The 25,226-nt window shown below is 72.2% G+C and carries 26 protein-coding genes and 1 pseudogene; 16 read left to right on the plus strand and 11 right to left on the minus strand.

Annotated features, from left to right (window positions below; translation table 11 throughout):
• Window positions 1-6: 6 nt before the first annotated feature.
• The 4 genes from J2S43_RS17035 to J2S43_RS17050 all read right to left on the minus strand — a co-directional run bounded on the left by J2S43_RS17035 (window position 7) and on the right by J2S43_RS17050 (window position 4,405).
• Window positions 7-1,137 carry a hypothetical protein gene (locus tag J2S43_RS17035; protein WP_306830301.1) on the minus strand — a complete coding sequence of 377 codons (1,131 nt, stop codon included), beginning with the start codon at window positions 1,135-1,137 and terminating at the stop codon, window positions 7-9.
• 60 nt (window positions 1,138-1,197) lie between these two features.
• Window positions 1,198-2,031 carry a class I SAM-dependent methyltransferase gene (locus J2S43_RS17040; RefSeq protein WP_306830302.1) on the minus strand — a complete coding sequence of 278 codons (834 nt, stop codon included), beginning with the start codon at window positions 2,029-2,031 and terminating at the stop codon, window positions 1,198-1,200.
• Window positions 2,032-2,535: 504 nt separating this feature from the next.
• Window positions 2,536-3,357 carry a class I SAM-dependent methyltransferase gene (locus J2S43_RS17045; RefSeq protein ID WP_306830305.1) on the minus strand — a complete coding sequence of 274 codons (822 nt, stop codon included), beginning with the start codon at window positions 3,355-3,357 and terminating at the stop codon, window positions 2,536-2,538.
• 142 nt (window positions 3,358-3,499) lie between these two features.
• Complete coding sequence (locus J2S43_RS17050; protein ID WP_306830307.1) at window positions 3,500-4,405, minus strand: LysR family transcriptional regulator; 906 nt, start codon at window positions 4,403-4,405, stop codon at window positions 3,500-3,502.
• Window positions 4,406-4,902: 497 nt separating this feature from the next.
• Here J2S43_RS17050 and J2S43_RS17055 point away from each other — a divergent pair, with 497 nt between their 5' ends.
• From J2S43_RS17055 to J2S43_RS17095, 9 genes are all read left to right on the plus strand, one after another.
• Window positions 4,903-5,082 carry a hypothetical protein gene (locus J2S43_RS17055; protein WP_306830309.1) on the plus strand — a complete coding sequence of 60 codons (180 nt, stop codon included), beginning with the start codon at window positions 4,903-4,905 and terminating at the stop codon, window positions 5,080-5,082.
• Window positions 5,072-6,400, plus strand: coding sequence for an enolase C-terminal domain-like protein (locus J2S43_RS17060; protein WP_306830311.1), 1,329 nt, complete (start codon window positions 5,072-5,074; stop codon window positions 6,398-6,400). The genes J2S43_RS17055 and J2S43_RS17060 overlap by 11 nt, the downstream gene beginning before the upstream one ends.
• Window positions 6,401-6,802: 402 nt before the next feature.
• Window positions 6,803-7,615, plus strand: a complete 813-nt coding sequence (locus J2S43_RS17065) for a hypothetical protein (RefSeq protein ID WP_306830313.1) — start codon at window positions 6,803-6,805, stop codon at window positions 7,613-7,615.
• A gap of 78 nt (window positions 7,616-7,693) precedes the next feature.
• Window positions 7,694-8,410 (plus strand): LPXTG cell wall anchor domain-containing protein, encoded by a 717-nt coding sequence (locus J2S43_RS17070; protein ID WP_306830315.1) that lies wholly within the window; start codon window positions 7,694-7,696, stop codon window positions 8,408-8,410.
• A 374-nt stretch (window positions 8,411-8,784) separates the two neighbouring features.
• Window positions 8,785-10,431, plus strand: coding sequence for a DEAD/DEAH box helicase (locus tag J2S43_RS17075; RefSeq protein ID WP_306830317.1), 1,647 nt, complete (start codon window positions 8,785-8,787; stop codon window positions 10,429-10,431).
• A gap of 201 nt (window positions 10,432-10,632) precedes the next feature.
• On the plus strand, window positions 10,633-10,842 hold the full coding sequence (locus J2S43_RS17080; RefSeq protein WP_306830319.1) for a hypothetical protein: 210 nt from the start codon (window positions 10,633-10,635) through the stop codon (window positions 10,840-10,842).
• A gap of 103 nt (window positions 10,843-10,945) precedes the next feature.
• Window positions 10,946-11,242: a transposase gene (locus J2S43_RS17085; protein WP_442320066.1), complete on the plus strand. Its 297-nt coding sequence runs from the start codon at window positions 10,946-10,948 to the stop codon at window positions 11,240-11,242.
• 299 nt (window positions 11,243-11,541) lie between these two features.
• Complete coding sequence (locus J2S43_RS17090) at window positions 11,542-12,249, plus strand: DUF1345 domain-containing protein (RefSeq protein WP_306830321.1); 708 nt, start codon at window positions 11,542-11,544, stop codon at window positions 12,247-12,249.
• A 267-nt stretch (window positions 12,250-12,516) separates the two neighbouring features.
• Entirely contained in the window at window positions 12,517-13,125 is a 609-nt protein-coding gene (locus J2S43_RS17095) for a class I SAM-dependent methyltransferase (RefSeq protein WP_306830323.1), read from the plus strand.
• 331 nt (window positions 13,126-13,456) lie between these two features.
• Here J2S43_RS17095 and J2S43_RS17100 read toward each other — a convergent pair whose 3' ends face one another.
• Window positions 13,457-14,278, minus strand: coding sequence for an SAM-dependent methyltransferase (locus J2S43_RS17100; protein ID WP_306830325.1), 822 nt, complete (start codon window positions 14,276-14,278; stop codon window positions 13,457-13,459).
• Window positions 14,279-14,374: 96 nt separating this feature from the next.
• Here J2S43_RS17100 and J2S43_RS17105 point away from each other — a divergent pair, with 96 nt between their 5' ends.
• Both J2S43_RS17105 and J2S43_RS17110 read left to right on the plus strand, forming a co-directional pair.
• Entirely contained in the window at window positions 14,375-14,809 is a 435-nt protein-coding gene (locus tag J2S43_RS17105) for a TlpA family protein disulfide reductase (protein ID WP_306830328.1), read from the plus strand.
• On the plus strand, window positions 14,806-15,219 hold the full coding sequence (locus tag J2S43_RS17110) for a DUF4395 domain-containing protein (protein ID WP_306830329.1): 414 nt from the start codon (window positions 14,806-14,808) through the stop codon (window positions 15,217-15,219). Before J2S43_RS17105 ends, J2S43_RS17110 begins: the two co-directional genes overlap by 4 nt.
• Here the strand turns inward: J2S43_RS17110 and J2S43_RS17115 are convergent.
• From J2S43_RS17115 to J2S43_RS17130, 4 genes are read right to left on the minus strand one after another with little or no spacing between them, the layout of a single operon-like run.
• A complete protein-coding gene (locus tag J2S43_RS17115) occupies window positions 15,194-16,588 on the minus strand; it encodes a S28 family serine protease (protein ID WP_306830331.1) in 1,395 nt (464 codons plus the stop codon). The genes J2S43_RS17110 and J2S43_RS17115 overlap by 26 nt on opposite strands.
• Window positions 16,589-16,597: 9 nt before the next feature.
• Window positions 16,598-18,523 carry an alpha-glucuronidase gene (locus tag J2S43_RS17120; protein WP_306830333.1) on the minus strand — a complete coding sequence of 642 codons (1,926 nt, stop codon included), beginning with the start codon at window positions 18,521-18,523 and terminating at the stop codon, window positions 16,598-16,600.
• Window positions 18,520-18,987 (minus strand): MEKHLA domain-containing protein, encoded by a 468-nt coding sequence (locus J2S43_RS17125; protein ID WP_306830335.1) that lies wholly within the window; start codon window positions 18,985-18,987, stop codon window positions 18,520-18,522. The genes J2S43_RS17120 and J2S43_RS17125 overlap by 4 nt, the downstream gene beginning before the upstream one ends.
• Before the next feature lie 16 nt (window positions 18,988-19,003).
• Complete coding sequence (locus tag J2S43_RS17130; protein WP_306830337.1) at window positions 19,004-19,711, minus strand: alpha/beta fold hydrolase; 708 nt, start codon at window positions 19,709-19,711, stop codon at window positions 19,004-19,006.
• Between the two features lie 102 nt (window positions 19,712-19,813).
• Between J2S43_RS17130 and J2S43_RS17135 the strand changes: the two genes are divergently transcribed.
• The 3 genes from J2S43_RS17135 (at window position 19,814) to dinB (ending at window position 22,485) form a co-directional block, all read left to right on the plus strand.
• Window positions 19,814-20,458, plus strand: coding sequence for a TetR/AcrR family transcriptional regulator (locus J2S43_RS17135; RefSeq protein ID WP_306830338.1), 645 nt, complete (start codon window positions 19,814-19,816; stop codon window positions 20,456-20,458).
• 59 nt (window positions 20,459-20,517) lie between these two features.
• Complete coding sequence (locus J2S43_RS17140) at window positions 20,518-21,147, plus strand: GNAT family N-acetyltransferase (protein ID WP_306830340.1); 630 nt, start codon at window positions 20,518-20,520, stop codon at window positions 21,145-21,147.
• Between the two features lie 141 nt (window positions 21,148-21,288).
• A complete protein-coding gene (gene dinB, locus J2S43_RS17145) occupies window positions 21,289-22,485 on the plus strand; it encodes a DNA polymerase IV (protein ID WP_306830342.1) in 1,197 nt (398 codons plus the stop codon).
• Between the two features lie 51 nt (window positions 22,486-22,536).
• Here the strand turns inward: dinB and J2S43_RS17150 are convergent, their stop codons facing one another.
• Window positions 22,537-22,713 (minus strand): hypothetical protein, encoded by a 177-nt coding sequence (locus J2S43_RS17150; protein ID WP_306830344.1) that lies wholly within the window; start codon window positions 22,711-22,713, stop codon window positions 22,537-22,539.
• A gap of 97 nt (window positions 22,714-22,810) precedes the next feature.
• Here J2S43_RS17150 and J2S43_RS17155 point away from each other — a divergent pair.
• Window positions 22,811-22,954: pseudogene (locus tag J2S43_RS17155) on the plus strand (SAM-dependent methyltransferase); the annotation flags it as partial.
• A 178-nt stretch (window positions 22,955-23,132) separates the two neighbouring features.
• Here J2S43_RS17155 and J2S43_RS17160 read toward each other — a convergent pair.
• Complete coding sequence (locus tag J2S43_RS17160; RefSeq protein WP_306830348.1) at window positions 23,133-24,074, minus strand: SDR family oxidoreductase; 942 nt, start codon at window positions 24,072-24,074, stop codon at window positions 23,133-23,135.
• Between the two features lie 192 nt (window positions 24,075-24,266).
• On the opposite strand from J2S43_RS17160, the gene J2S43_RS17165 reads away from it, so the two are divergent.
• On the plus strand, window positions 24,267-25,166 hold the full coding sequence (locus J2S43_RS17165) for a nucleoside hydrolase (protein ID WP_306830349.1): 900 nt from the start codon (window positions 24,267-24,269) through the stop codon (window positions 25,164-25,166).
• Window positions 25,167-25,226: the final 60 nt, after the last annotated feature.

The raw sequence follows: 25,226 nt of genomic DNA on the forward strand, positions 1-25,226 counted from the left end.
CCGCGCCTACGCGCCGAGGTCCACCAGGACCGCGTCGTCGACCGTGACCGTGCAGGCGCCCTGACCGCCGAGCTGGAAGGTGACCTCCCCGGTCGTCACGCTGGTCGTGCCGGCCTCGAAGGTGAAGCTGTGCCGGCAGGATGCCGGGCCGGCCGGCACGCTGCGCGAGAACACCTCCCGGTACTCCGGCGCGCCGCTGTCCTGGATGCGCAGCAGGACGTGCACCGGCCGGTCGCTGGTCACGGTGAAGTCGATCCGGTAGCGACGGCCGGCGGTCCACGTGAGACCGCCCCGGACCGCCATGTAGGCCGACGGCACCACCGATCCGGCGGGCACGTCGGCCACGAACCCGCCGGGCGTGGCGGTCAGTTTCCAGTAGAGAGGGCTGGGCCACCACGTGGACGGCCCCGGCGTGCCGGGCGATCCTAACAGCACCGATCCGGACGGGCGAGGATCGCCGGGCCGCACGCACTCCGGGGTCGCGGCGGGCGGCACCGCATCGGCGCCGGGCCGCAGACCGGTGGACCGGGAACCGGCGACGCCCACGAGCACGCCGGAGGCGAAGACCACGAGCACGACCAGCCACGGTACGGGCCCGCGCCACCACCCTCCGGTCCGCGTGGACGGCGCGGACGCGGACCGGGCCGGGCCGGAGACCTCCGCGGTACGCCGTCGCCGCCCGATCAGCGCGGACGGCGGGCGTGGCACCGGCAGCAGGCCCGGGGCGCGCCGGTCGGCCTCGCGTGCGTCGTCGAGCAGCACGTTGAGGTAGGCGACGGCGATGGCCAGGCGCCGGGCGTCGTCGTCGCCGAACGGCGTACCCGCGATGTGGTGTGCGGCGCGCGCGACCGCGACGACCGCCGCCGGATCGCTGAGGTGCCGCAGGCCACCGGCGAGCACACCGGCGACGTCATCCTTGTCGAGCGCCGTGCCGGGCGCCATCCGATGCGTGCGGATCACCTCGGCCAGGTGCCGCAGCGAGGCCGCCCGGCGCCGGCGCCGCGGTGCCGGCGAGCCCCGGGGCGGCAGGTAGACGCCGTCCCGCCCGGCTCTCGCGGCGGCGGCGTTCACCATCGAGGTGATCAGCTGCGCCGTGTCGTCGACCCGTCTCCACCACGGTGCCGCCTCTACCGCCACACACCCCTCCAGCATCGGCCGGCATCATTATATGAGCACCGGCCGCCGCCCGCCGGGCCGTCAGGCGTCCGCGATCACGACGCGCTCCCCCGCGAACACGTCCAGGCTCCGGCCGAGCGGCCGCAACAGCAGCTCCCGGTGCTCCTCGGCGCCCAGGTCGGCGCGGACCCGCAGCCCGCACCCGGCCAGCCGCGCGGCCATCTCCGGCGCGTCGAACGCGGCCTGCCAGCTCAGCCGCCGCGCCCAGCCGGCGTGCCGCGGGTCGTCGTGGACGCCGCGCGGCAGGTAGGTCAGCACGAGCCGGCTGCCCGGTGCCAGACTCCCGGCGTACGCCAGGAGTCCGTCGAACGCGCCGGCCGGCAGATACATCAGGACGGCCTCGCACAGCACCAGCGTCGGCGCGCCGAGGTCGCCGCCCGCGGTGGCCAGCACCTCGCCCACCGGCTGCGTGGCGAGATCGAACGGCGCGTACCGCACGTGGCCCGGCGGCTCGGGGAGCACCCGCGCCAGCGCCGCCCGCTTGCCGGCCTGCACCACGGTCAGGTCGAGCTCCCACACGCGGGCCCGGGACATCTCCGGCATCCGGTACGCCCGGGTGTCCATCCCCGCGCCGACGATGACGACCTGCCGGATCCCGCCGGCGAGCGCGTCCCGGCACGCGTCGTCGATCACCCGGGTACGGCACACGACCGCGCCGTAGAAACCGGGCCCGATCCGCTCCATGAACCGCAGGAACGCCCACCGCAGCACCCGGTTGCCCACCATCACCGCCTGCCACCCGCCCAGCAGCCGCCCGGCGAGCGGGTCGTCGAACAACGGCCGCTCGGCCCGCTGCTCCAGCGCCCGCATCAACCCCGCACCGGACGCCGTCCTCTGCTCGTCACCGACCGCCATGTCCGACCTCCCCGCACCGCAGCATAGGCACATCGATCGACGCACACACATATGATGCGCACACCGCCGGCGGAACCGCGCGGCCTTCACGGTGTAGACGTCGCCCGACACCCACTTGGTGACGCCTTCACCGGCCGGGACGTACATCGATCCCTGGCGGTGATAGCGCGGGTCGTCCGGGTCGATGTCCGGTAGAGAGAGGCTCATTGCCCCATTAGCCACCGCCCGCCTGCACACCGGGTTGACGAGTGTGCACGGGATCCGCGGTCAAGCCGGAGGACGTCCTTCCCGCTGTGAACGCCTTACCTCCGCGGCAGCTGACCGGGCTGCGCGGCCGGCGGCTCGACCGTGTGCACGGAACACGGTCTGGAATGGGAGGCGTCAATCTCGAATGAGCGTTTTCGGTCTGTGGAGCTGGTCCCCCATGACGCCTGTACGGACTCCGGTGGGCGAGGTCGCTCCGGTAAGCCAGATCGCTGCGGGACTGACAAAGCGAGGTCGGGTTCAGGGTGCGCTGGGTGCCTGACCGATTGCGACGAAGTTCTGGCTCATTCCGAGGATCGATGGTTCGCTCTCGAGTAGTCGCAGCAGATCGAGAACCCGCTTGCGCTGCTCGGGTTCTTTCAGCCGCTCGGGGAGTTGCGGCAGCAGCTTGACGCTGCCGCTGGCGCCGACGAGCGCGCGCACCTCCAGGCCGGCCTCCTGCACTTCCTCAGCGAGATCCTCAGGCCGGTGGAAGTAGGACGTGGTGAACTGAGTCGGGTCGCCACCAGGGTTGCGGTACTGCCCGTCGGCGAGGAACGTGATGTTCTTGTCGAATTCGTCCTGCTCGACCGGTGTGCCAAGGGCGATGCCCTCGAAGAGTGGGTAGAACCGGGACAGCGCCTTCGCCAGGACCACACCGCCCGGCCGAAGAACCCGCCGGGCCTCTCGCAGCGCCTTGATCCGGTCGTCCCTGCCTGTCAGGTGGTAAAGCGGCCCGAGGAGCAGGACGGCATCCGCAGAGGCCTCTTCGGCGTCCAACGCCCGCGCGTCTCCGACAGTCGTGCTGGCCAACGGAGCGGACGCAGCGCGGGAAGCGGCCTCAGCCTGTTCCACGTGCAGCGGCACCGGATCGATCAGGTGCACCTCGTATCCGGCCGCGGCGAGCGGGAGCGCGTAGACGCCGGCTCCGCCGCCTACATCCAGTACTCGTGCAGGCGCTGTGGGCAGGTAACGCTCCAGCAGGTCCCAGATCCGCAGGAACTCGATCCGCCGCTGCTCGGCACTCAATCGCTCTTGTTCCAGCCCGTGCTCGTAATATGCAAGGATCTCGGGATCGATCATGTCGGCAGACTGTAGCCGGAAAGGTGAGTGCAGCCTGACTCGCCGACCACCCCGAGTGTCTCGAGTCATCTTCAAGTGCTGTCTACATATGAAGACGCGCCTCGTTGGTGAACGCCACCGTGATTTCGCTCGCAAGCCCCCGTCAAGGCCTCAGGACATCTCGCCGTAACGCGTGGACATGCTCCAGCAGCACCGCGAGCGTCGGGCTGTCGTTGTCCGCGCGCCACGCCGCGTAGACCTCGACACAGTCGTCCGGAACCTCCTCCACCCGCAGGAACCGCAGGTTGCGAAGCGTGATCACGGATGCGGAGGCCGGCACCAGCGCCACGCCCAGGCCCGCGTCGACCAGCGCGAGCACGCTGTTGACCTGGGTCACGTGCTGGCCGTAGGACGGCTGCACCCCGGCCGAGCGGAACGTGGAGACGACCAGATCGTGGAAGTACCGCGCCTCCACCGGCGAGTAGGTGACCACGCTCGACTCGGCCACGTCGGCCAGCGACGGCGGCCGGCCGAGCCGGGTCAGCGGGTGCCCGCGCGGCACCGCGAGGACCAGCGACTCCGCGTGCACGAGCAGCTGCTGCAACTCGGCGCCGCGGGGCACGCCGCGCAGCAGCCCGATGTCGATCTCCTCGGCCGACAGCGCCTCGATCTGCCGGTCGGTGATCATCTCGCGCAGCACCCGGTGCACCTCGGGCAGCCGGTCGTCGAGGAACTTCACCCACTCGCCGAGCACGCTCAGCGCGGCCGTGGCGGTGAACCCGACGCGCAGCGTGCCGCGCGAGCCGTGCGCCGCGCGCTGGGCCAGCAGCGGCGCGGCAGCGGCCAGGCTGAGCAGGCGCCGGGCCTCGTCCAGGAACACCCGGCCCGCCGGCGTCAGCTCGACCAGGCGGGGCGTGCGGACCAGCAGGTCCACGCCGACCGCGCGCTCCAGCTTCTGCACCTGCCGGCTCAGCGGCGGCTGGGTCATCCGCAGGCGCTCGGCCGCCCGGCCGAAGTTGCCCTCCTCCGCAACGGCGACGAAACCTCGCAGCTGATCGAGACTGAACACGGTCTCCCCTCCGATACCTTTCGGGTATCACACCATGCATCTTCCGTCTTGGACAGGTATCGCGAGATCCGCCTACCGTCGGCGTACCCATCGCCTCCGCTCGGGAGCCTCCATGACCTCGTTCTCGCCACCGCCCTGCGCGACACACTCGGGCTGCCGTACCTGGCCATCCGGAACCGGCGCGCGGGATACTCGGTCTCGATCGTCAAGGCCGGCATGACCGCGGTCGGGCGCTCGGCCGGGCCGGTCCGCCCGCCGCTGTCCGACCTGACCGCCGCCGAACTGGCCGAGCTGAGCGCGCTGATCGCCGCCACCCCGTCGATCGAGCGGGTGGCCTCACGACCTCGTCCGCAACCTGGAGGGGCAGCTCACCGTCACCGTGCACGCGGACTTCGAGGACCTGGATCTGGCCCGGGGCACTGCTGCCGCTGCTGGAGCGCAAGGCCGGGCGGATAATCGTCAACGGGTGGCCGACCGGCGTCGAGGTCGGGCGCGCGATGGTGCACGGCGGGCCGTTCCCGGCCACCTCCGACGCGCGGACCACGTCGGTCGGCACGGCCGCGATCGAGCGGTTCCTGCGCCCGGTCGCCTACCAGAACCTGCCCGCCGAACTGCTGCCCGCCGGGCTCGACGACGCCAACACGCTGGGCCTGCCGAGGAGGATCGATGGCCGGTAGTACCCCGACCGTGACAACGATGCGGGTGGTGCCGGTCGCCGGGCAGGACAGCATGCTGCTCAACCTCAGCGGCGCGCACGCACCCTGGTTCACCCGCACCGTGGTCGTGCTGACCGCCTCCGACGGCAGCGTCGGCGTCGGCGAGGTGCCCGGCGGCGACGCGATCGTGCGCACCCTCGAGGAGTCCCGGGACCTGGTCGTCGGGCAGTCGATCGGGTCCTGGCTGTCCGTGCTCGGCGCGGTCCGGGCCCGATTCGCCGGGCGCGACTCCGGCGGGCGCGGCGCGCAGACGTTCGACCTGCGGATCACCGTGCACGTGGCGACCGCGCTCGAGGCCGCGCTGCTCGACCTACTCGGCAAGCACCTCGGCGTCCCCGTCTGCGACCTGCTCGGCGACGGGCGGCAGCGCGACCGGGTCCGTACCCTCGGCTATCTGTTCTTCGTCGGTGACCGCGCCCGCACGGATCTTGCCTACCGCTCCGGCGACCACACCGACGCCTGGACCCGGCTGCGCGACGAACCGGCGCTCACCCCGGACGCGATCGTGGCCCTCGCCGAGGCCGCCCACGAGCGGTACGGGTTCGCCGACTTCAAGCTCAAGGGCGGCGTGCTGCCCGGTGACGACGAGATCGCGGCCGTCACCGCGCTGAAGGCACGCTTCCCGGACGCACGGATCACGCTCGACCCGAACGGCGGCTGGCCGCTCGCCGACGCGATCCGGTTCGGCCACGCGATGCGCGACGTCGTCGCCTACGCCGAGGACCCGTGCGGCGCCGAGGGCGGCTACTCCGGGCGTGAGGTGATGGCCGAGTTCAGGCGCGCGACCGGACTGCCGACCGCCACCAACATGATCGCCACCGACTGGCGGCAACTCGGCCACGCGATCCGGGCCGGCGCGGTCGACATCCCGCTCGCCGACCCGCACTTCTGGGGCATGGCCGCGTCCGTGCGCGTCGCCCAGCTCTGCGCGGCGTGGGGGCTGACCTGGGGCTCACACTCCAACAACCACTTCGACGTCTCCCTGGCCATGTTCACCCACGTCGCGGCCGCGGCGCCGGGCGACATCACCGCGATCGACACGCACTGGATCTGGCAGGACGGCCAGCGCCTCACCACCAACCCCTTCCAGATCCAGCAGGGGTACGTGTCGGTGCCGGCCACACCCGGACTCGGCGTCGACCTGGACGAGGACCGGCTGCGGGCGGCACACGAGCTGTACCTGTACCACGGGCTCGGCGGCCGAAACGACGCGATCGCCATGCAGTACCTGATCCCCGGCTGGACGTTCGACCCGAAGCGGCCCGCGCTGGTCCGCTGAGTTCTGGAGACTCTTCCATGACCGTGTTGCAGGTCGGGCCGCTTATGCCCGGATTATCCGCTTCGTTGCGCTCCCGGTACGACGCCCGGCAACTGGACACGTTCGCGGACGAACCACACGTACCCCCGGCGCTGTTCGATCTTGATCGTGTGGTGCTGACCCCGCACCTCGGCAGCGGCACCGCCGAGACCCGGCAGGCCATGGCCGACCTGGTCCTGGCCGACCTCGACCGGTTCCTCGCCGACGGCACGCTGGTGACGCCGGTCCCCGGGGCGCGTCGTGAGCGCCGTGGTGGTCGCCTGGACGCGCGGCGCCGTACGTCCCCGCGGTCACCCCCTGGCCGGCGCCTGATCTGGGGATTTTCCGGCGTTACGCGCGTTGCCGCCCATATTCTCGTCAACGATGACGGTTCCCGATCCCGGGTTCATGATCGCGTACTGCGAGCAGACGCTGCCCGGCATGCTGACCGACGTGTGCGAGGTCCCCGCGGAACTCGCGCACCGCATCGCCGTCGACGTGCTCCGCCGGGCCGAGGCACTCGCCAGCCTCCCCACCCGCGAACAGGACGTGCTCATCGCCCCGTTCGTCGAGGAGGCCTTCGAACAGGAACCGATCGACGCGCCGCTCGACCTGAAGGCCAAGGTCGCGCTGGTCGTCCGCAACGGCCTGCTCGACGACGCGATCCGCGCGGGCGCACCCACCTACGGCGTCGCGGCCGTGCTCCGCTACGCGGCCGCGCCCCTGTCCCACCTGCTCGGCGCGCGCCTACGGGAACCGGTCGGGCTGGCCGGCACCCACCCGTTCATGGGCCTGGCCGGCCGCTTCCCGCGCGCGTGGGCGTGCCTGGAGGCGCTGACGGACGGCTTCGCCGAGGGCGGGCCACGGGACCTGACCCTGCCGGCGTCACCGGTCCCCGGGCTGCCCCCGCTCACCGACGACGACCTGCTCATCCGGTTGCGCCGGGCCGCCACCGGCGGTGCGGTGCTGCACGTACCCGCGCTCGGCCGCTGGTCCCGCGACAGCCGGCGCCTGCACGGCATCCTCGAATACCTGCTGGCCCACGGCGCCACCATCCTGACCACGAACTACCTGTTCCGCCCCACCGACGTCTGGGTCCGGCGCGGCGACCTGGTCAGCCCCGGCGACACCGGCCTGCACGACACCCGCGGCCTGACCGGCGCCCACCGGACCCTCGCGGAATCCATCACCGGCTGACATCGATCCGCTTCTCGCCCTCCCGCGGGGTGCCGGTAACATCCTCACGTTTTGTCTGTAACGGGGAGGGTGTTCCACATGCGATGGAAGATGTCGGCGGGCGTCCTGGTGGCGCTGGCCTTTCTGATACCGGCGGCACCGGCGGCGGCTCAGGCGGCACAGCCGGGGCTCGACGCGGCCTGCCAGACCGTCGAACGCAAGGCGTACACGGACATCCGCAAGCTCGTCACCATTGATCTGGACACCGCCACCGATGTAGAGGTGCGTGTGCTGGCCAACCAGATCATGTCCGCGGCGAAGGCCGAGACGCTGCCCATCCTGACCGGCGCGGTACAGGAGCGGCTGGACGGAACCGAGGATGAACTGCGGGCCTTCCTCAAGGAAGACGCACAGAAGGCCTGGTCGGTGGATCTGCGGGTCTCGGTGACCCGGACGTTGACGGACGCCGGCACCAACGTCGAGGCGGTCGCGCAGGAGACGCTCCGCGGGGAGGGCATCGACGCCTACCTGACGTACCTGAACGACGGCCTCTACTCCGCTCGTGCGCTCGACTGCAAGACCCGGCCCACCGCGACGCCGACCGTCACGCCCAGCGCCACGACGTCCGCCACGCCCACCTCCACCCCCACCGCCCCCACCACCCCCACCACCGCGGCTCCCGGTGGCGAGGGCGGCGGGCTGCCCGTCACCGGTGCCGACACCGGGACCGTGGCCGCCATCGGCGGTGCGCTTCTGCTCCTCGGCGGCCTCGGCTACCTGATCGGACGCCGCCGCCGTTCCCGCTTCGTGGCCTGACCTGCCGGACCCGTCCAGCTCGGCGCTCCCGTCGAGCTGGACGGGACGCTCACCCCCTCCAGCTACCAGGTGCCCGTCTCGAGCGGTTCCCGATGATCGGCCGGCCCTCGTTCGGCCCGCCGATTCGGGAGGCTCGGATGCGCCGCCGAGACGGACTCGCGCGCGGCGGCCGCGCTGTACCCCCGTTCCCCTGACGCCGATCGGGTTACCGGGCGCGCCGTGGAGATCCCCGGTCCCGGCACACCCCGGCGCGGCTCGGGTACATTTGAGCGTACGGTTTCACTGTTCTGCCCCGCCGCGCCCGACCGCGGCTCCTGCGCACCCGGCCGCCGGCCGGTGCCGGGCAGCTCACCCCTTCCACGTTCGGAGACTTCATGGCGGCACGCCGCCCTCGTTCTACTACCTCCCCCACCACGTTCAGCGCGCTGGGCGTGCCCGCTCCGATCGTCGAGGCGCTGGCCGGAAACGGCATCACCACCCCGTTCCCGATCCAGGCCGCGACGCTGCCGGACGCGCTCGCCGGACGTGACGTCCTCGGCCGCGGACGCACCGGCTCGGGTAAGACCTACGCCTTCTCGGTGCCGCTGCTGGCCCGCCTGATGGCACAGCCCGCGCCGCGCCGCCCGGGACGGCCCCGAGCCCTGATCCTGGCGCCGACCCGCGAGCTCGCCACCCAGATCGAGGCGTCGATCGCGCCCCTGGCAGAGGCCGTGTCGTTGCGTACACTCACGGTGTTCGGCGGGGTGAGCGCCAACCGGCAGATCGCCAGGCTCCGGGCCGGCACCGACGTCCTCGTCGCCTGCCCCGGCCGCCTCCTCGAGCTCGTCGAAGGCGGCCACGCCAACCTCGACGCGGTGGAGATCACCGTGCTCGACGAGGCCGACCACATGGCCGACCTCGGCTTCCTTCCGTCCGTCCGGCGACTGCTCGACCAGACTCCGCGTCGCGCCCAACGGCTGCTGTTCTCCGCCACGCTCGACGCCGGCGTCGACGTCCTGGTCCGGCGGTACCTCACCGACCCGATCACGCACAGCGTCGACGTCGTGGCGGCACCGGTCGCCGTGCCGCACCACATGCTGCACATCGGCCAGCGGGACATGCTGACCGTGCTGGTCGACCTCGCCGCGGCCCCGGGCCGCACGCTGGTCTTCACCCGCACCAAGCGGCGGGCGAAGACGCTCACCCGCCAGCTCGTCGCGGCCGGCGTGTCCGCCATCGAGCTGCACGGCAACCTGGGCCAGAACGCGCGCAGCCGCAACCTGACCGCGTTCGCCGCCGGCACCGCCACCACCCTGGTGGCGACCGACATCGCGGCCCGCGGCATCCACGTCGACGACGTCGCGCTCGTCGTGCACGCCGACCCACCGGCCGAGTTCAAGGCATACCTGCACCGCTCCGGCCGGACCGCCCGAGCCGGTGCCACCGGCACGGTCATCACGCTCATGACCGACGACCAGGTCGACGACGTCCGCCACCTCGCCCGTCAGGCCGGCATCACCGCCACCACCACGCGCCTGCGCCCCGGCGACCCGTTCCTTCAGCAGATCGTCCCCGGCCCCCGCACGCTGGTCACCCCGCCGGCCGCCGAAGCCGCCGAGCCCGCCCGGAACGGCGGCCGAGGCCGCCCCCGCTCATCCGCGGCCACCGCGGAGGCGACCAGCCCGCGCCGCAAGTCCCGTTCCCGGGCGACCGGCAGCACACACGAAGACCGGCCCGCCGCGACCGCTGCCGGCCGTGAAGGCCGGGCCGCCGCCGGGCGCGAGGGCCGCGCCGCCGCCGGGCGTGAGGGCCGGGCCGCCGCCGGGCGTGAAGGCCGCGCCACCGCCGGGCGTGAAGGCCGCGCCACCGCCGGGCGCGAAGGCCGCGCCGCCACGCGGGAAGGCCGCGCCGCTGCCACGCGCGAAGGCCGGCCCGCTGCCACGCGCGAAGGCCAGCCCGCCGCCCAGCAGGCGACCGGCGCCGCCGCCTTCTCCGCCGGAAGCCGAGTCGGCGCCACCCGCCGGGGCGGCCGAGCACGATAGACCCGGCCCTTGCCGCTCCCCGACCACCGGAACCCGGCCGGCTGACCGCCGCGGCGCGGGTCCGCCGCCGGGCGCGAACCCGGCGGCGGGCCCGCACGGTCAGGGCGCGTCGAACCGGCGCGCCGCCAGCGCCCGTACCGGTTCCTCCCGGCCCTCCACGACGAGCTGCGCACGGTCGTCGGATCAAGGGAGAGGCGGTCCATGGGCCAGGCCATCATCGGCGTAGACCCGCACGAACGCGTCCTCGGCACCGTCCGGCCGCGCGACCTCGTCGGCAGGACCCGTCGCTGGCTGGCCTCCGAACTGATCCACGAGCTCGTCACCATCGACAGGAAGATCAAGGTCGCCAGTCGATCACGTGTCGCAAATCGTTGTTATCCGGCGCTCTTAACAACGATTTGCGACACGTGATCGCTAAGAGCGGCTTCCTGCCGCCTCCTTTGTAGTGATTTTTCGGATATGAGCCTCGCGCAACGCCGAACTGACCGAACTGTCGCCCCCCACCGGCAGCCGGCTGCAAGAGCTGCACGGCATCGGCCCGTCCGGTGCCGCACGCCTGGTCGGCGACATCGCTGACGTCAGCCGATTCACCAGCCGCGGCCACTTCGCTTCCTGGAACGGCACCGCCCCCATCGACGCGTCCTCCGGCGACCAGAACCGGCACCGCCTGTCGAGAGCCCGGAACCGACGCATCAAGACGCCCCCAGCGGCGATCGCCTTCTGCGGGTCTCCTGGAACCAGGACGGCACCCCACTGTCCCTGCTCACCTTCACCGTCACCGACGGCCGCATCACCGAGATCACCGCTGTGATCGACCCAGCCAGACTCGCGCTCATCGACCTGCCAGGCCCCGTGTGAACCGGGCGATGTCCCGCGTGAGACCCCTACACCCTCAACTGTGAAGCGCCCTCCACCGTGTCCGGTGGGTGAATCCGGCCGCCTCCGGGCACATTCCGGGCCCGCAGGCCCGCAGGCCCGCCGCCGGAGGCGGATTTGGTGGCGCGCGGCGGCGTCCGATACCTTCCGTCGCGCCTTCGACGGTGGGATACGTCGACGAGCGGATATTCCTCCCCGCGGTGGGGAGGGTGCGCTGCTGACGATCGGAGAGACGTGCTCCAGGAACAACTCGCCCAGGTACCGGACGAACCCGTGCGGGACCGGGCGCCGGCCGGGCGCGCGCCGTGGCCGAGCCGGCTGCTCGACGTGCTGCTCCTGGTGGCGACGGTGACATCCGCGGCCGTCGCGGTCTGGGGGCCGAACACCGGCACGACGGTCGGCTTGGCGACCCGGGTCTTCGTACTGACGTCGATGATCTGGATCGTGCTCGGCCTGATCTACGCGACGGTCCGGATCCGCCGGATCCGGCGGGCCCGGCGGGGCGACACGCGCTGGCCCGGCTGGCTGGCCGGACGGCGCACGATCTACCTGATCACGCTCGGCACCGCGCTCATCGTGCTCTCCAACGGCACCAACATCATCGCGTTCAAGGGCAGCGATCTGAACTCGTACATGAGCCGGGTCATCGGCATCACGATGGTGCTGGTGGCCTGGACGATCCTGCAGCTCGCCTACGCCGAGCGGTACGCGCGGATGGAGCTGGAGAACACCGGTCCCGCGCACCTGGACTTCCCGGCGACGCCGCACCCGTCCCTGCTGGAGTACGCCTACTTCGCGTTCACGGTCGGCTCCACGTTCGGCACGTCGGACGTGACGGTGCAGACCAGCCGGATGCGCGGCGTGGTGCTGTGCCACGGCCTACTCGCCTTCGTCTACAACACCGCCGTCCTCGGCATGGTGCTGAGCCTCATCGCCGGCTGACCCCTCGTCGCGGATCCCCGGCGTCGGAGCACCACCGATGACCGGCGCCGGTCCTTCGCGGCGAGTGACGACGAATGGTCGATCCGCCGCCACAGCGCCCAGGCCTCCGGCGGTAGAGCTGCCTCGGCGGCCGTGCAGGTCGGACATCCGGACGAGGCGTTCGAGCTCGCTGTTCGATGTCATGGGCATCAACCTATGGCCGGGGCACGGCCGGCCGCGTGAGTCGCGGTACTCAGTCGCGTCCGGTGCCGGGTCTACAGTGTCGCGGTGACCACGCAGCCGGTACGTGATGCCTATTCGTCGAAGTCGGAGCAGTACATCGCCCTGTTCGACGGGGACTGGCGGACCTTCGCCGACGAGACGGCCCTGGTCCGGGAGCACCTCGTCGGCGTGGAGGGCAGGGTGCTCGATCTCGGGTGCGGCCCGGGGCACTGGACCGCCTACCTGCACGCGCGGGGTGCCGACGTGACCGGCGTCGATCTGGTGCCCGAGTTCGTCGACCACGCCCGGGCGACGTTTCCCGGGCCGGAGTTCCGGCTCGGCTCGATGACCGAGCTGGACGTGGCGGATCGTTCGGTGGCCGGCATCCTCTCCTGGTACTCGACGATCCACCTGCCGCCGGAGGAACTGGACCGGGTGCTCGCCGATTTCCACCGGATGCTCGTCCAGGACGGGAAGCTGGTGATCGGTTTCTTCGACAGCGACGACACGGTGACCGCGTTCGATCACGCGGTCCTCACGGCGTACCGCTGGCCGGTCGACGAGTTCTCCGCGCGCCTGGCGAAGGCCGGTTTCCGCGAGCTCCGGCGCCTCCGGCAGCAGTTCCCGGACCGCCCGGATCGTCGGTACGCGGCCATCGCCGCGAGCGCCCGCTGAACACGCGAACGCCCGCCGAGCACCCCGACGCCCACTGAGCACCCCGACGCCCGCCGAGTACCCGGACGGTGACAGCGGTGAGGTCTCAGGGGTGACCAGGCCGGGTCCGGCAGGGAGGAGCGCCAGCGACGACCGGTGCCCGCGGGAGCTCGCCCAACGCGCCCCCGCCGGAAGCGGGAAGAAGAATTTGCCTTTCGCACCGGTCGTGACCGCGCACGATCAGCGCGTCCCGGCCGTCCGCGGTCGCGAACGTCTCCGGCCCCAGCCCGTCCAGCGAGGTGCGCAGCAGCCGTGCCGTTCGTCGTCCGCGCGCACTCCCTGATGGTTGCGGTCAGGGCTTGCGGCCGACCGCGGCCCACACGTTGATGTCCGAGCGGGCCGGGATCTCCGTGCCCGGGTCCGGGCGCCACTCGCTCGCCGGGACCACGCCGGGCTCGACCAGCTCCAGGCCGTCGAAGAGCGCGGCGAACTCGTCGCGCGGCCGGGTCCACACGTCGGAGCGGCCCTCCTCGACCAGCCGGCGGTAGAGCGCCTGCTGCTCGGGCGTGCCGAAGTCGGAGGTGGCGTGCGTGACGACCAGGTAGCTGCCGGACGGGAGCGCGTCGAGCAGCCGGCCCACGATCGGCTTCGCGGCGCCGTCGCCGTGGATGAAGTGCACGACCGCGATCAGCATCAGGCCGACCGGCTGGCTCAGGTCGAGCGTTTCGGCCAGGATCGGGTCGGCGAGGATCGACTCCGGGTAGTTCAGGTCCGCCTCGATGTACGACGTGCGGCCCTCGGGGCTGCTGTTGAGCAGCGCGCGGGCGTGCACCATCACCAGCGGGTCGTTGTCGACGTAGACGATGCGGCTGGTCGGTGCGTGCCGCTGCGCGACCTCGTGCGTGTTGTCCGCGGTCGGCAGGCCGGTGCCGATGTCGAGGAACTGCCGGATGCCGGCCTCGGCCGCGAGGAACCGGGTGGCGCGCTGCAGCAGCGCCCGGTTGGCGATCGCGCCGGCCCGCACCTTCGGGAAGTGTTTCTCCAGCTCATCGCCAGAGGCACGGTCCGCGGCGAAGTGGTCCTTGCCGCCCAGCCAGTAGTTGTAGCGCCGGGCGGGGTGCGCCACGGACGGGTCGATTCCTGGGGCGGCGGCGGCCGCGCTCGTGTCGTCCACGCCCGTCACGATAGCGCCCCCGCCTGACCGGTCCACAAGCGACTGGGTGACGGCCGTTACGTGGCTATTCCCTACCGAGGATGTCAAGATTTGCGCGTGTACGAAGGAGCGGTCGCGCTCAGTGTCGTGCTGCTCACGGCCACGGTGTTCGGCCTGTGGCACCGCGCCCGGAGCGGCCGGATCAGAGCGGGGGCCGCGGTGGACGAGCACCGTCTCGACCCGTCGTTGCGCGACGCGCTCGGCGTGACGCCGGGCGAGATCACTCTGCTGCAGTTCTCCACCGCGTTCTGCCAGCCGTGCCGGGCCACCCGCGCGGTGCTGGCCGGCGTCGGCCGGGACACCGAGGGCGTCCGGCACGTCGAGGTGGACGCGGAGAGCCATCTGGACGCGGTGCGCGCGCTGAACGTGTGGTCGACGCCGACCACGCTCGTCATCGACCGGGAGTCCCGGATCGTCGGCCGGGCCGGCGGCGTGCCGACCCGCCCTCAGGTGCTCGCGGCGATCGCCGCGATCGAGGAAGAGAACTCATGAGCAACGGCATAGATCCGCGCGGCCCGCGTTTCGGCGCCGCGATCACGTCCGTCGTCCTGGCGATCGTGCTGGTCACCGGCTCCGGCTGGCTCTCGCTGGCACAGACCGTGATCTTCGCGATCGGAGCGCTCAGCCTGGCACACGGCCCGTACGGCCTGATTTACCGAAAGCTGGTCGCACCGCGGCTGGCCCCACCCACCGAGCTGGAGGCGCCGGAGCCGCCGCGGTTCGCACAGTTGGTCGGCATGATCTTCACGGTCGTCGCGACGATCGGCTACCTCTCCGGCGCACCGCTGGTGGGCATGATCTTCACCGGGTTCGCGCTGTTCGCCGCGTTCCTCAACGCGGCGTTCGGTTTCTGCCTCGGCTGCCAGACGTACCTGGTCATCCGGCGGCTCGCGCCCCGCTGACCCCGCGCGCCGGCGGCAGCATGTCGTCGAACGGCAGCGGCGCCACCCGGGCCGAGTCGTCCGAGGTCACGGTCACGTTCGCCCAGCGGCGCAGCGTGGCCGTGGCCGCCTCGGCATCCGCCGGGGCCAGGCGGGAGATGTTCGCGCCGTGGTTCGCGCCGGGCGCCACATACCGGTACGAGTCGCGGTGACTGGGCGTGAACGCCTCCGCGCCCCACGGGTCGTTCTGGCCGTAGACGAACAGCATCCGTGGCGCGGACGCGCGCACCCACAGGTCGACGTCGATCATCGGGAACGGATTGTGTGGTTTGCGCAGCTCACGGGGCAGCGCGGAGAGCGCGCTGTAGAGGCCCGGGTAGTCGCGCAGCCCGCGCAGGTGGTCGAAGCGCAGGCTGGGCCAGCCGAGCTGGGTCGCGGCCTGATAGTAGTACGGCCAGTAGTACTCGAGGGTCTGGTCGGTGTAGAACGACCAGCCCGCGACCGCGTCGAACCACGCGTAGACCTCGTCGTCGGTCGCGGTCGCCGGCGGCACGCTCGCGCAGTCCGCGGCCGTGCGGTACTGCCAGAACGCCCACACCGTGTCCAGCACGGTCATCTCGAACGAGCGGTCCGCGGTGCCGAGCGTGCGGGTGAACGTCCAGCCGTTCGTGGCCGCGTCCGCCTCCAGCCGGGGCACCAGCCGGTCGCGCCGTTTCAGCGCCTCGCGCTGCATGTCGTCGAGCGCGCGCCGGCAGGCCGCGTCGCCCACGGTGGCGAAGAACCGGTCGTAGGCGCCGTCGAGGTCGTTGAGCACGTCGTTCGGCGCGACGTAGGCCACCACGCCGTCGACGTCGCCGGGGTAGAACCGGCGGTGGTAGACCGAGGTCATGCCGCCCTTGCTCGCGCCGGTCTGGATCCATTTGCCGGAATAGACCGACTTCAGCGCGGTGACGATGCGGTGCTCGTCCGTCGCCTCCTGCCAGATGGTCAGGTCGGACCAGTCGGCCGGGGACGGGCGGGACGGCATGAAGAACCGGTGCTCGACCGACACCTGGTTCGCGTCGAGCAGCCGCGCCGGCTCGGTGCGTGACGCGGTCGGCGTGGCGGGCAGCCCGTAACCGCTGGTGGCGAGCACGACCGGCGCGTCGAGCGAGCGGTGCAGCAGCGTGAGCCGCTGCTCGTAGGTGCCGCGCTCGGGATGCCGGTGGTCGGCCGGCTGCCGGTAGGTGAGCACGAAGAACCGGTAACCGGCCGGCGCGCTCTCCGACACGATGGTCAGGCCCGGGATCGCGGACAGCCGGTCGGCCAGATCGTCGGCCGCGGACGCCGGAACGGCCGGGGCGATCAGGGCCAGCACGAGAACGAGGATCGTCAGCACACGACTGCGCATTGACCGATCCTAATAGATCATCCGCCCGTGCGCGTCCCCGATCCCGGACTTGCGGAAGAAATAGGTGTTGATCTGATCGCGCCACTCGATCGCGGACCGCACCTGCTCGTCCAGCAGCGCGGCCACCCGCGCATGCACGTCCGGCGCGATCCTCAGCCGCCGCCACCGCTCCCGCATCGCCTCCACCGCCGCCACGCCGTCGAAGTGTGTGTCGTAGATGTGCTGGATCACGGTCCGGCCGGAGCGCAGCACATGCGTGTACGGCACGTGGTGCATGAACAGCAGCAGCTCGTCCGGACAGTCCGTCAAGGACTCGAAAACCCGATCCCAGGGGTACGGGTAGAGGCCCGCGAACCCGGTACCGCTCGCCACCGTGCGATCCACGCCGACGCCGTCCCGGTCCGCGAAGTGGTAGGTGCCCCAGGGCGTGTACTCGTACCCGTCCACGTCCGGGCCGTAGTGGTGGCCGGGCCGGACCATGAACCCGACGCCGAGCGGCGCGGTGTAGCTCTCGTACGTGCGCCAGGAGCCGTCCATGATCGCGTGCAGCGCCTCGCGCGTACCGTCGTCCGGCTCGAACGTCAGCGTGATCCACTCGTCCAGGATCTCGCCCGGCGCCAGCGTCGGATCCCAGGCCAGGCGCCCGAACGCGTAGAGGTTCGCCTGGGCGAGCGGGTGCCCGGTCCAGAACGGGTCGTCGCCGGTGTTCGCGACCGCGACCATCTCCGCCACCGTCCCCGCGATCGGCGGCCCGTCGTCGCCGCGCGGGCGGAACGCGAGGATCTCCGACCACATCGGCGCCAGGTAGCAGACGTGTCGCTGCTGCCCGGTGTACTCCTGGGTGGCCTGCAACTCCAGCGCCAGCCGGGTCCGCGGCATCGCGGCCAGCACCGGCGAGACCGGCTCGCGCGGCTGGAAGTCCATCGGACCGTGCTTGACCTGCACGATCACGTTGTCCGCGAACGCGCCGTCGAGCGGCGTGAAGTGGTCGTGCGCGGCCCGGGCCCGGTCGGTGGACCGGTCCCGCCAGTCCTGCCGGTGGTCGTAGACGAACGCCCGCCAGTGCACCGTGCCGCCGTGCGGGGCGAGCGCCTCGGCCAGCATGTTCGCGCCGTCCGCGTGCGTGCGGCCGTACGCGAACGGGCCCGGCCGCCCCTCCGAGTCTGCCTTGACCAGCACGCCGCCGAAGTCCGGGATCAGCTCGCAGACACCGGCGAGCGTCATCGCCCACCAGGCGCGCACGGCCGGGTCCAGCGGGTCCGCGGTGTCCAGGCCGCCGAGCAGCATCGGCGCGGCGAACGTGACCGCGAGGTGGACGCGGATGCCGTACCGCCGGAAGACCTGCGCGAGCAGGACCATCTCGGGGAGCCGGTCGGTGAGCAGGCGCGCCTCGGTCGCGTGCACGTTGACGTTGTTCAGCGCGACCGCGTTGATCCCGACGCCGGCCAGCAGCCGGGCGTAGTCGCCGATCCGCGGCAGGTCCGCGGCCCGCAGCGTGCCGGCCGACCAGAACAGCGAGCCGCCGGCATATCCGCGCTCGACCTGGCCCATCACCGGGTGGACGTCGATGTTGTCCCAGTGGTCGAGCATGCGGCGCGGGAACGCGGGGGCGCTGTCGACGCGCGGGCCGGGGGTGAAGGCGGACTCCCCCATCCGTACCACGGCGAAGAGTCCGTGCAGCAGGCCGGCGTGCGTCGCGGCCGTGACCGTCGTCCCGTGTTCCGCGCGGGTGATGGCGTAGCCGTCGTGGCCGGTCTCGGACAGGCGCAGGGTCAGGTCGGCGCCGGCATCGGTCAGCTCGCCGCCGTGCGCCGCGCAGGCGGCCTCGATCTCGTCGCGGACCGTGCCGGAGACGTCGACGCGGACCCGGCGCGAGCCGATCGGGCGCCACGCCCCGGCCGGCAACCAGGCCGGATGAACGGAGACATTCGTCAATGCGCTTCCTCCCGGGTCGATTCTGGAAGCGCGCCCACCCCGGTGTCAACGGCCGCCCAGCGCGGGATCAGCGCGGCCTGCCCGGCCTCGTGGTTCCACACCGTGACGTCCTCTATCCAGAATGGACGGCCTGTGCCGGTGACGCGCAGCCCACGGTATCCGCGCACGAAGCCCCGGCTGCGCACCGCCGCCATGAACGCGGCGCGCGCGTCCCGGTCCTGCGCGGCCGCGGACAGCCGGGACGGCAGGCCGACGAACTCGTCCCGCCCGTAGCCGAACAGGCGTTGCGCGGTGCGGTTCGCGTAGACGAAGAGCGGGTCGGCCGCGTCGTCCTGGGCCAGCAGGCCGAACGGCGCCTCGTACAGCCAGGAGGCCGCCGCGGCGCCGTGCAGCCCGTCCGGCAGCAGCGGCTCACCGACGACCCGGGCGAAACTGTCGGCGAGCATGGTCTCGATCGTCCTCATCGGACGAGAATATTGTTCAGGCGAGCTTGAGCAGCAACGCGGCCAGCTCGTCCGGCACGATCACCATGCAGTCGTGGCCGCTGCGCAGCTCGAAGACCTGCGCGGTCGCCGGCACCGGGCGGCGGGTGATGCCGTCGATCTCCTGGCCGACGCAGTGGATGTGCGTGCGCGGGATCGCGGCGACGGCCGGATGATCCAGCCGGACCGGCTGCCGATAGGCGAGGACCGGCTCGTCGCACAGCATGCCGCGCACCCACGCCTTGTCGTCCGGGTCGGTGATGCCGAACAGTCCGTGCGGGTCCGGCAGCTCCGGCATCGGCGGGACCCGCCACGGCGTGCCGGAGGCGGCCGCGGCCTCGATCAGCGTCGCGGTGATCGGCATGACGTCGACCGCGGTCTCGCCGTCGGCCGGGACCATCGCGTCGAGGTAGACCAGGTGGCCGATCCGGTCCGGCAGCCGGTTCGCCACCGACGAGACGACCAGGCCGGCGAAGCTGTGCCCGACCAGGATCACGTCGGTGAGGTCCTCGGCCTCGATCAGCCCGGCGACGTCGTCGACGTAGGTCTCCAGGCCGACCTCCGGGGTGAGCAGGTGCGCGGTGTCGCCGTGGCCGGTCAGCGAGGGGGCCAGGACGCGGTGCCCGGCCGTGGTGAGCAGCGGGACGACCCGGTCCCAGGCCTCGCCGCTGTGCCAGGCGCCGTGGACCAGCAGGTATGTGCTCATCAGGGTTACAGCCTCCGGGATAGGATCCAGAACTGAAGCGGGACGGCGTCCCGCTTCAAGATACGGGACGGTGTCCCGTTTAAGGAATCGGGGGCGGAAGCGATGTACGACACGACATCGGACGGCACGCTGACGGACCCGCCGGCGACGGGCGGCGCGGTGACGGACCTGTCGGCGGTGGCGGACGGTGTGGCCGGGCGGCCGAAGCGGGCGGACGCGCGGCGCAACCAGAAGGCGCTGCTCGACGCGGCCGCCGCGATCTTCGTCCGGTCCGGCGTGGAGGCGCCGATCCGCGACATCGCGGCCGAGGCCGGCGTCGGCACCGCCACGATCTACCGGCACTTCCCCACCCGCGCCGACCTGATCATCGCGGTCTACCGCCACCAGGTCGAGGCGCTCGCCGCCGCCGGCCCCGAGCTGCTGTCCTCGGCCACCAGCCCGTACGCGGCACTGCGCCAGTGGTTCGAGACCTTCGCCGACTTCGTCATCACCAAGCTCGGCCTGGCCGCCGCCCTGCAGTCCGACGACCCCTGCTACGACCCGCTGCACTCCTACTTCCTGGACCGCCTCGAACCGGTCTGCACCCAGCTGCTCACCGCCGCCGCCACCTCCGGCGAGATCCGCCCCGGCCAGGACGCGGCCGAGTTGATGTGGGCCGTCGGCGGCATCTGCGCCGGCGCCGGCAGATCCTCCCGCTACGACGCCCGCCGCCTGGTCCTGCTGCTCATCGCCGGCCTGCGCCCCTGAGCAGACGCGCCCCTGGCAATTCGCTGGCCGGGTGCGGCGGGGATGGTGAGGATCGGGCCGTGGAGACGTTTCTGGAGACCGAGCGGCTGGCCATGCGGCAGTTCACGGCTGATGACGTAGAGCTGGTGGTGGGGCTGCACTCGGATCCGGAGGTGATGGAGTTCCTGACCGGGGGAAAGCCGAGTTCCCGAGCCACCGTGGTGAAGGAATGGGCGGCGCGCAGAAAAATGTCGTACCCCCGTGGCATTGTCCGGCGCATGGCACATCTGAATGCGATCCCTGCCGACTCGCCCCGCCCCCGGCAGGTTGTCTCCCAGCGTGACGCACGCACGCGTCTCGCCCATCTTCTCGCCCGCACCGGGCCCGCCGACATCGTCACCGTGATCGCGGACGGGGACCGGCCGCTCGCCGCGCTCGTCCCGGTCCAGGCCGCACAGACCGCCGCCGAGGCCGCCGCGGCCTCCCGCCGTGCCGAGAAGAGCGCGGCGGGCTGGTCCGCGCGCCTGGAGAAGCTGCGGGCGCAGCTGCTGGCGCGGCACGCGGCCGAGACGGACGAGCTGGTCCGGGCGCTGGCCGAGGTCTGGGCCGAGCTGGACCGCCGCTCCCCGCCCGGCCGCGACGCCGCGGTCGACCACCTCCGCGCGGCACACCGACCGCTGCTGCACGACGACCGCCGCCAAGCCGCCTGAGCGACTCCCGCATGCCGATCGCGGGCGATCCCCTCAGGCGGCGGGCGGGCCCGCTCGACTGGCGGACGCGGCGCGGGCGCACACCGACATCGAGTCGCGCGCGACCACGGGCAAGCTGCTGCTGTTCCCCTGGTTTCGAACATGTGTTCTACTGGCGCGGTGGCCATCCTGCACGCCGACCTGGACTCGTTCTACGCGTCCGTGGAGCAGCGCGACGACCCGCGGCTGCGCGGGCGTCCGGTGCTGGTCGGCGGCGGGGTGGTGCTGGCCGCGAGCTACGAGGCGAAGGCGCGCGGCGTGCGCACCCCGATGGGCCTGGCACAGGCGCGCGCGCTGTGCCCGGACGCGATCGTGGTGCCGCCGCGCATGCACGCCTACTCCGAGGCCAGCAAGCGCGTGTTCGAGATCTTCCGGGACACGACACCGCTGGTCGAGGGCATCTCGATCGACGAGGCATTCCTCGACGTGAGCGGTCTGCGGAGGATCCGTGGCGGGCCGGAGGAGATCGCGGCGACGCTGCGCGCGGACGTCCGTGCCCGGACCGGGCTGCCGATCACGGTCGGCGTGGCGCGCACGAAGTTCCTGGCCAAGGTGGCCAGCGGCGTCGGGAAACCGGACGGGCTCCTGGTCGTACCCGCCGATGGTGAACTGGATTTTCTGCATCCGCTGCCGGTGGAGCGGCTGTGGGGCGTCGGCCCGGTCACCGCGGCGAAACTCCACGCCCGGCAGATCCACACGGTCGGGCACGTGGCCCGGATCGGCGAGGCGGCGCTGGTCGCGATGCTCGGCGCGGGCGCCGGCCGCCACCTGCACGCGCTCGCCCACAACCACGACCCCCGGCGGGTACGGGTCGGGGTGCGCCGCGGCTCGGTCGGCTCGCAGTCCGCGCTCGGCCGCGGCCCGCACGCGTTCGCCGAGGTCGACGCGGTGCTGGCCGCGCTGGTCGACCGGGTCGCCCGGCGGATGCGCGCGGCCGGGCGCCCGGGCCGGACCGTGATGCTGCGGCTGCGGTTCGGCGACTACACGCGCGCCACCCGGTCCCGCAGCCTGCTGAAGGCGACGATGAGCACGCGCGCGATCCTGGAGACCGCGCGCGTGCTGCTGTCCGCGGCCCGGCCGTTGATCACCGAGCGCGGCATCACGCTGGTCGGCGTCGCGGTCGGCAACCTGGACGGCGGCGGCGCGGTGCAGCCGGAGCTGCCGTTCGACGACCCGCACGACGAGGGCCTGGACTCCGCGCTGGACGCGATCCGGGACCGGTTCGGCGCGGGCTCGGTCACCCGCGCGGACCGGCTCGGCCGGGATCTGCACGCGGCCGCCCCGATCCTGCCTGACTGACCGGTCCACACTGCCTGACCGTTCAGTGCGTGACCTCCGCTACCTGACCGGTCAGTGTGCGCCTTGGGCGCGATCCGGTTCCGGCTTGCGGTGGTCGCCCGAGCGCGGGTCGATGTCCTCGCCGATGCCGTCCGGGTCCGGGACCGCGGCCATCGGGTCGCTGTCGGCCGAGCCGGGGCCGTCCTGTGTCGTGTATTCGGAGTACTGCTCCGGGTTGATGTCGCTCATGACGCCTCTGTACCCCGAAAGGGCCGCGCCAGTACTCCGAAATGCCGGAAAAATCCCTGACGGTGGCCGTCCGCTGAGATCCACTTAGGATATGCGGATGAGCGACGGGTTCGACACCGGCGTCGTGCACCCCGCGCGACGATACAACTACTGGCTGGGCGGCAAGGACAACTTCGCGGCCGACCGGGAGTCGGGCGACCTGCTGGCCCGCTCCTACCCCGCCGCCTGGGCGGTCGCTCGCAAGACCACTTAAAACCGATTTCCCGCTCCGGCGAGGTCAGTCCCCAGTGCTCCCGCGGGCACCGGTTCCGCTGTTCAAGGGCGGATCAGGCGCCTTGCTCCTGCTCCGTCGCTTCCTGAACCACGCTGCCAGCGCCGCCAGCCCGGCAACCACCGCTGCAATGATCATCTGGTGCTCCTCAGACCGGGAAGGGGACGTGGGTGAGGTCCTGGGAGACCTGCCAGATCTTCGCGGCGTCGTCCACCGCGCGCAGCGGGCGGTAGAGCTGCTGCTCGGCGGGTGCTCCGCCCAGGCCGCCGGGGCCGCTCGGACCGTAGAACCGGCCGCCCCGGGCGTGCGGGCCGGTGGCGGCCATCAGCGCGGGCAGCGCCGCCGTCTCCGGCGTGCCGACCAGGATCCCGCGGCGGGAGAGCGCCCGGATGCCCCGTTGCTGCGGTGCTTCGCGCATCCGGCCGATCTCCGGACGCACCCGCTGCAGGTTCGTCGGGCTGATTCCCGGGTGGGACACGTTGCTGGTGACGCCCCAGCCGGCGGCCTGGCTGCGCCGGTCCAGCTCCAGCGCGAACAGGCCGAACGCGATCTTCGACTGGCCGTACGCGGCCATGGGCCGGTACGAACGTTCCCAGTTCAGATCGTCCCAGTTGATGCGACCCCTGATGGTCGACACGCTGAGCTGGGAGACGATCCTGGCCCGGCCCGCGCGCAGCAGCGGCAGCAGGTGCCCGACCAGCGCGACATGCCCCAGATGGTTGCTGCCGAGCTGCAGCTCGAACCCGTCCGCCGTGCTCTCCCGCCGTGGCGGCGTCATCACCCCGGCGTTGTTGATCAGGATGTGGATCGGCCGGCCCTCCTCCCGCAGCACGGCACCTAGCGCCGCGACGGACGCCAGCGACGACAGATCCAGATCACGCAGCGACAGCACGGCCTCCGGGTACTCCTGCCGGATCCGCGCGATCGCGGCCGTACCCTTGACCCGGTTACGGACCGGCATCACCACCTCGGCCCCGGCGGCGGCCAGCCGGGTGGCGATCGCGCGGCCGACCCCGTCACTGGCCCCGGTGACGACCGCGCGTCTCCCGGTCAGGTCCGGAACGCCGTACTCCGGTCGAATACGTGCCATGCGCCACTCCCTCGTCGGCTACTGGTGTCTTCGAGGATGCGGGCCACGCCCGGCACGTACCACGGACGGCCGATCCCACCCTCGGCGCCGCCCGCCGGATCCGGACCGGCCCATCGCGCTGCCGGCACGGTCCTGACAGCGGCGCCGCCGGATGACAGGATGATGTCCGTCGATAGTGCGACGGAGGTGCCCGTGCGTGCACAGACCGTCACCCGCCGCCGGGTGATCATCGATACGGACGCGAAGAACGAAGCCGATGACCAGTTCGCGATCGTGCACGCGCTGCTCTCCCCCAGCCTCGACGTCCGTGGAGTGGTCGCGGCGCACTTCGGGCGGCGGCCCGGGCGGGGCGCGGACGGGATGCGCGAGAGTCGCGCGGAGATCGACCTGCTGCTCGGCCACCTCGGCATGGCCGGCACGGTGCGGGTCGAGGACGGTGCGGAGCACGCGATGCCGGACGCGCGGACGCCGATGCCGTCGGCCGGTGCCGCGCTGATCCTCGCCGAGGCGATGCGGGAGGGCGCGGGCACGCTGTTCCTCGCGTTCCTCGGTCCGCTGACCGACATGGCGTCCGCGCTGGTCCTGGAGCCGCGCATCGCCGAGCGGGACGTCGTGGTGGTGTGGATCGGCGGGCCCGGCTACGACGGTCTCGACCCGGCGCCTGCCGGGCCGGAGTTCAACCTGTCCAACGACCTGGTCGCGGCGAACGTCGTCTTCCGGTCGTCGCTGCCGGTCTGGCAGATCCCGCGGTCGACGTTCACGCAGAGCGCGGTCGGCTACGCGGAGCTGGAGGAGAAGGTCGCGCCGTGCGGCGCGCTCGGCCGCTACCTCGTCGACCAGCTCATCGAGTGGAACGAGCGCCACGCCACCGCGCCGATGGAGTACCGGTGTCTCGGCGGCTCCCCCGCGATCGCGGTACTGCTCAACCCGGGCGCGGGGCAGTATCGGGTGCGGCCGGCGCACGGGTTCACCTGGGACGGCGGCTACGACGACCGGACCGCGCACCGGCCGATCCGCGTCTACGAGACCATCGACTCCCGGTTCATGTTCGAGGACCTGTTCGCCAAGCTGCGGCGGGCGGCGGCCCGGTGACCGACGCCCGGGGCGTGCAGGCCGGCGACCACGGCGTTCACCGCCCGCCACGAGGTGTCC

The organism is Catenuloplanes nepalensis (assembly GCF_030811575.1).
GTDB classification, from domain to species: Bacteria; Actinomycetota; Actinomycetes; order Mycobacteriales; family Micromonosporaceae; genus Catenuloplanes; species Catenuloplanes nepalensis.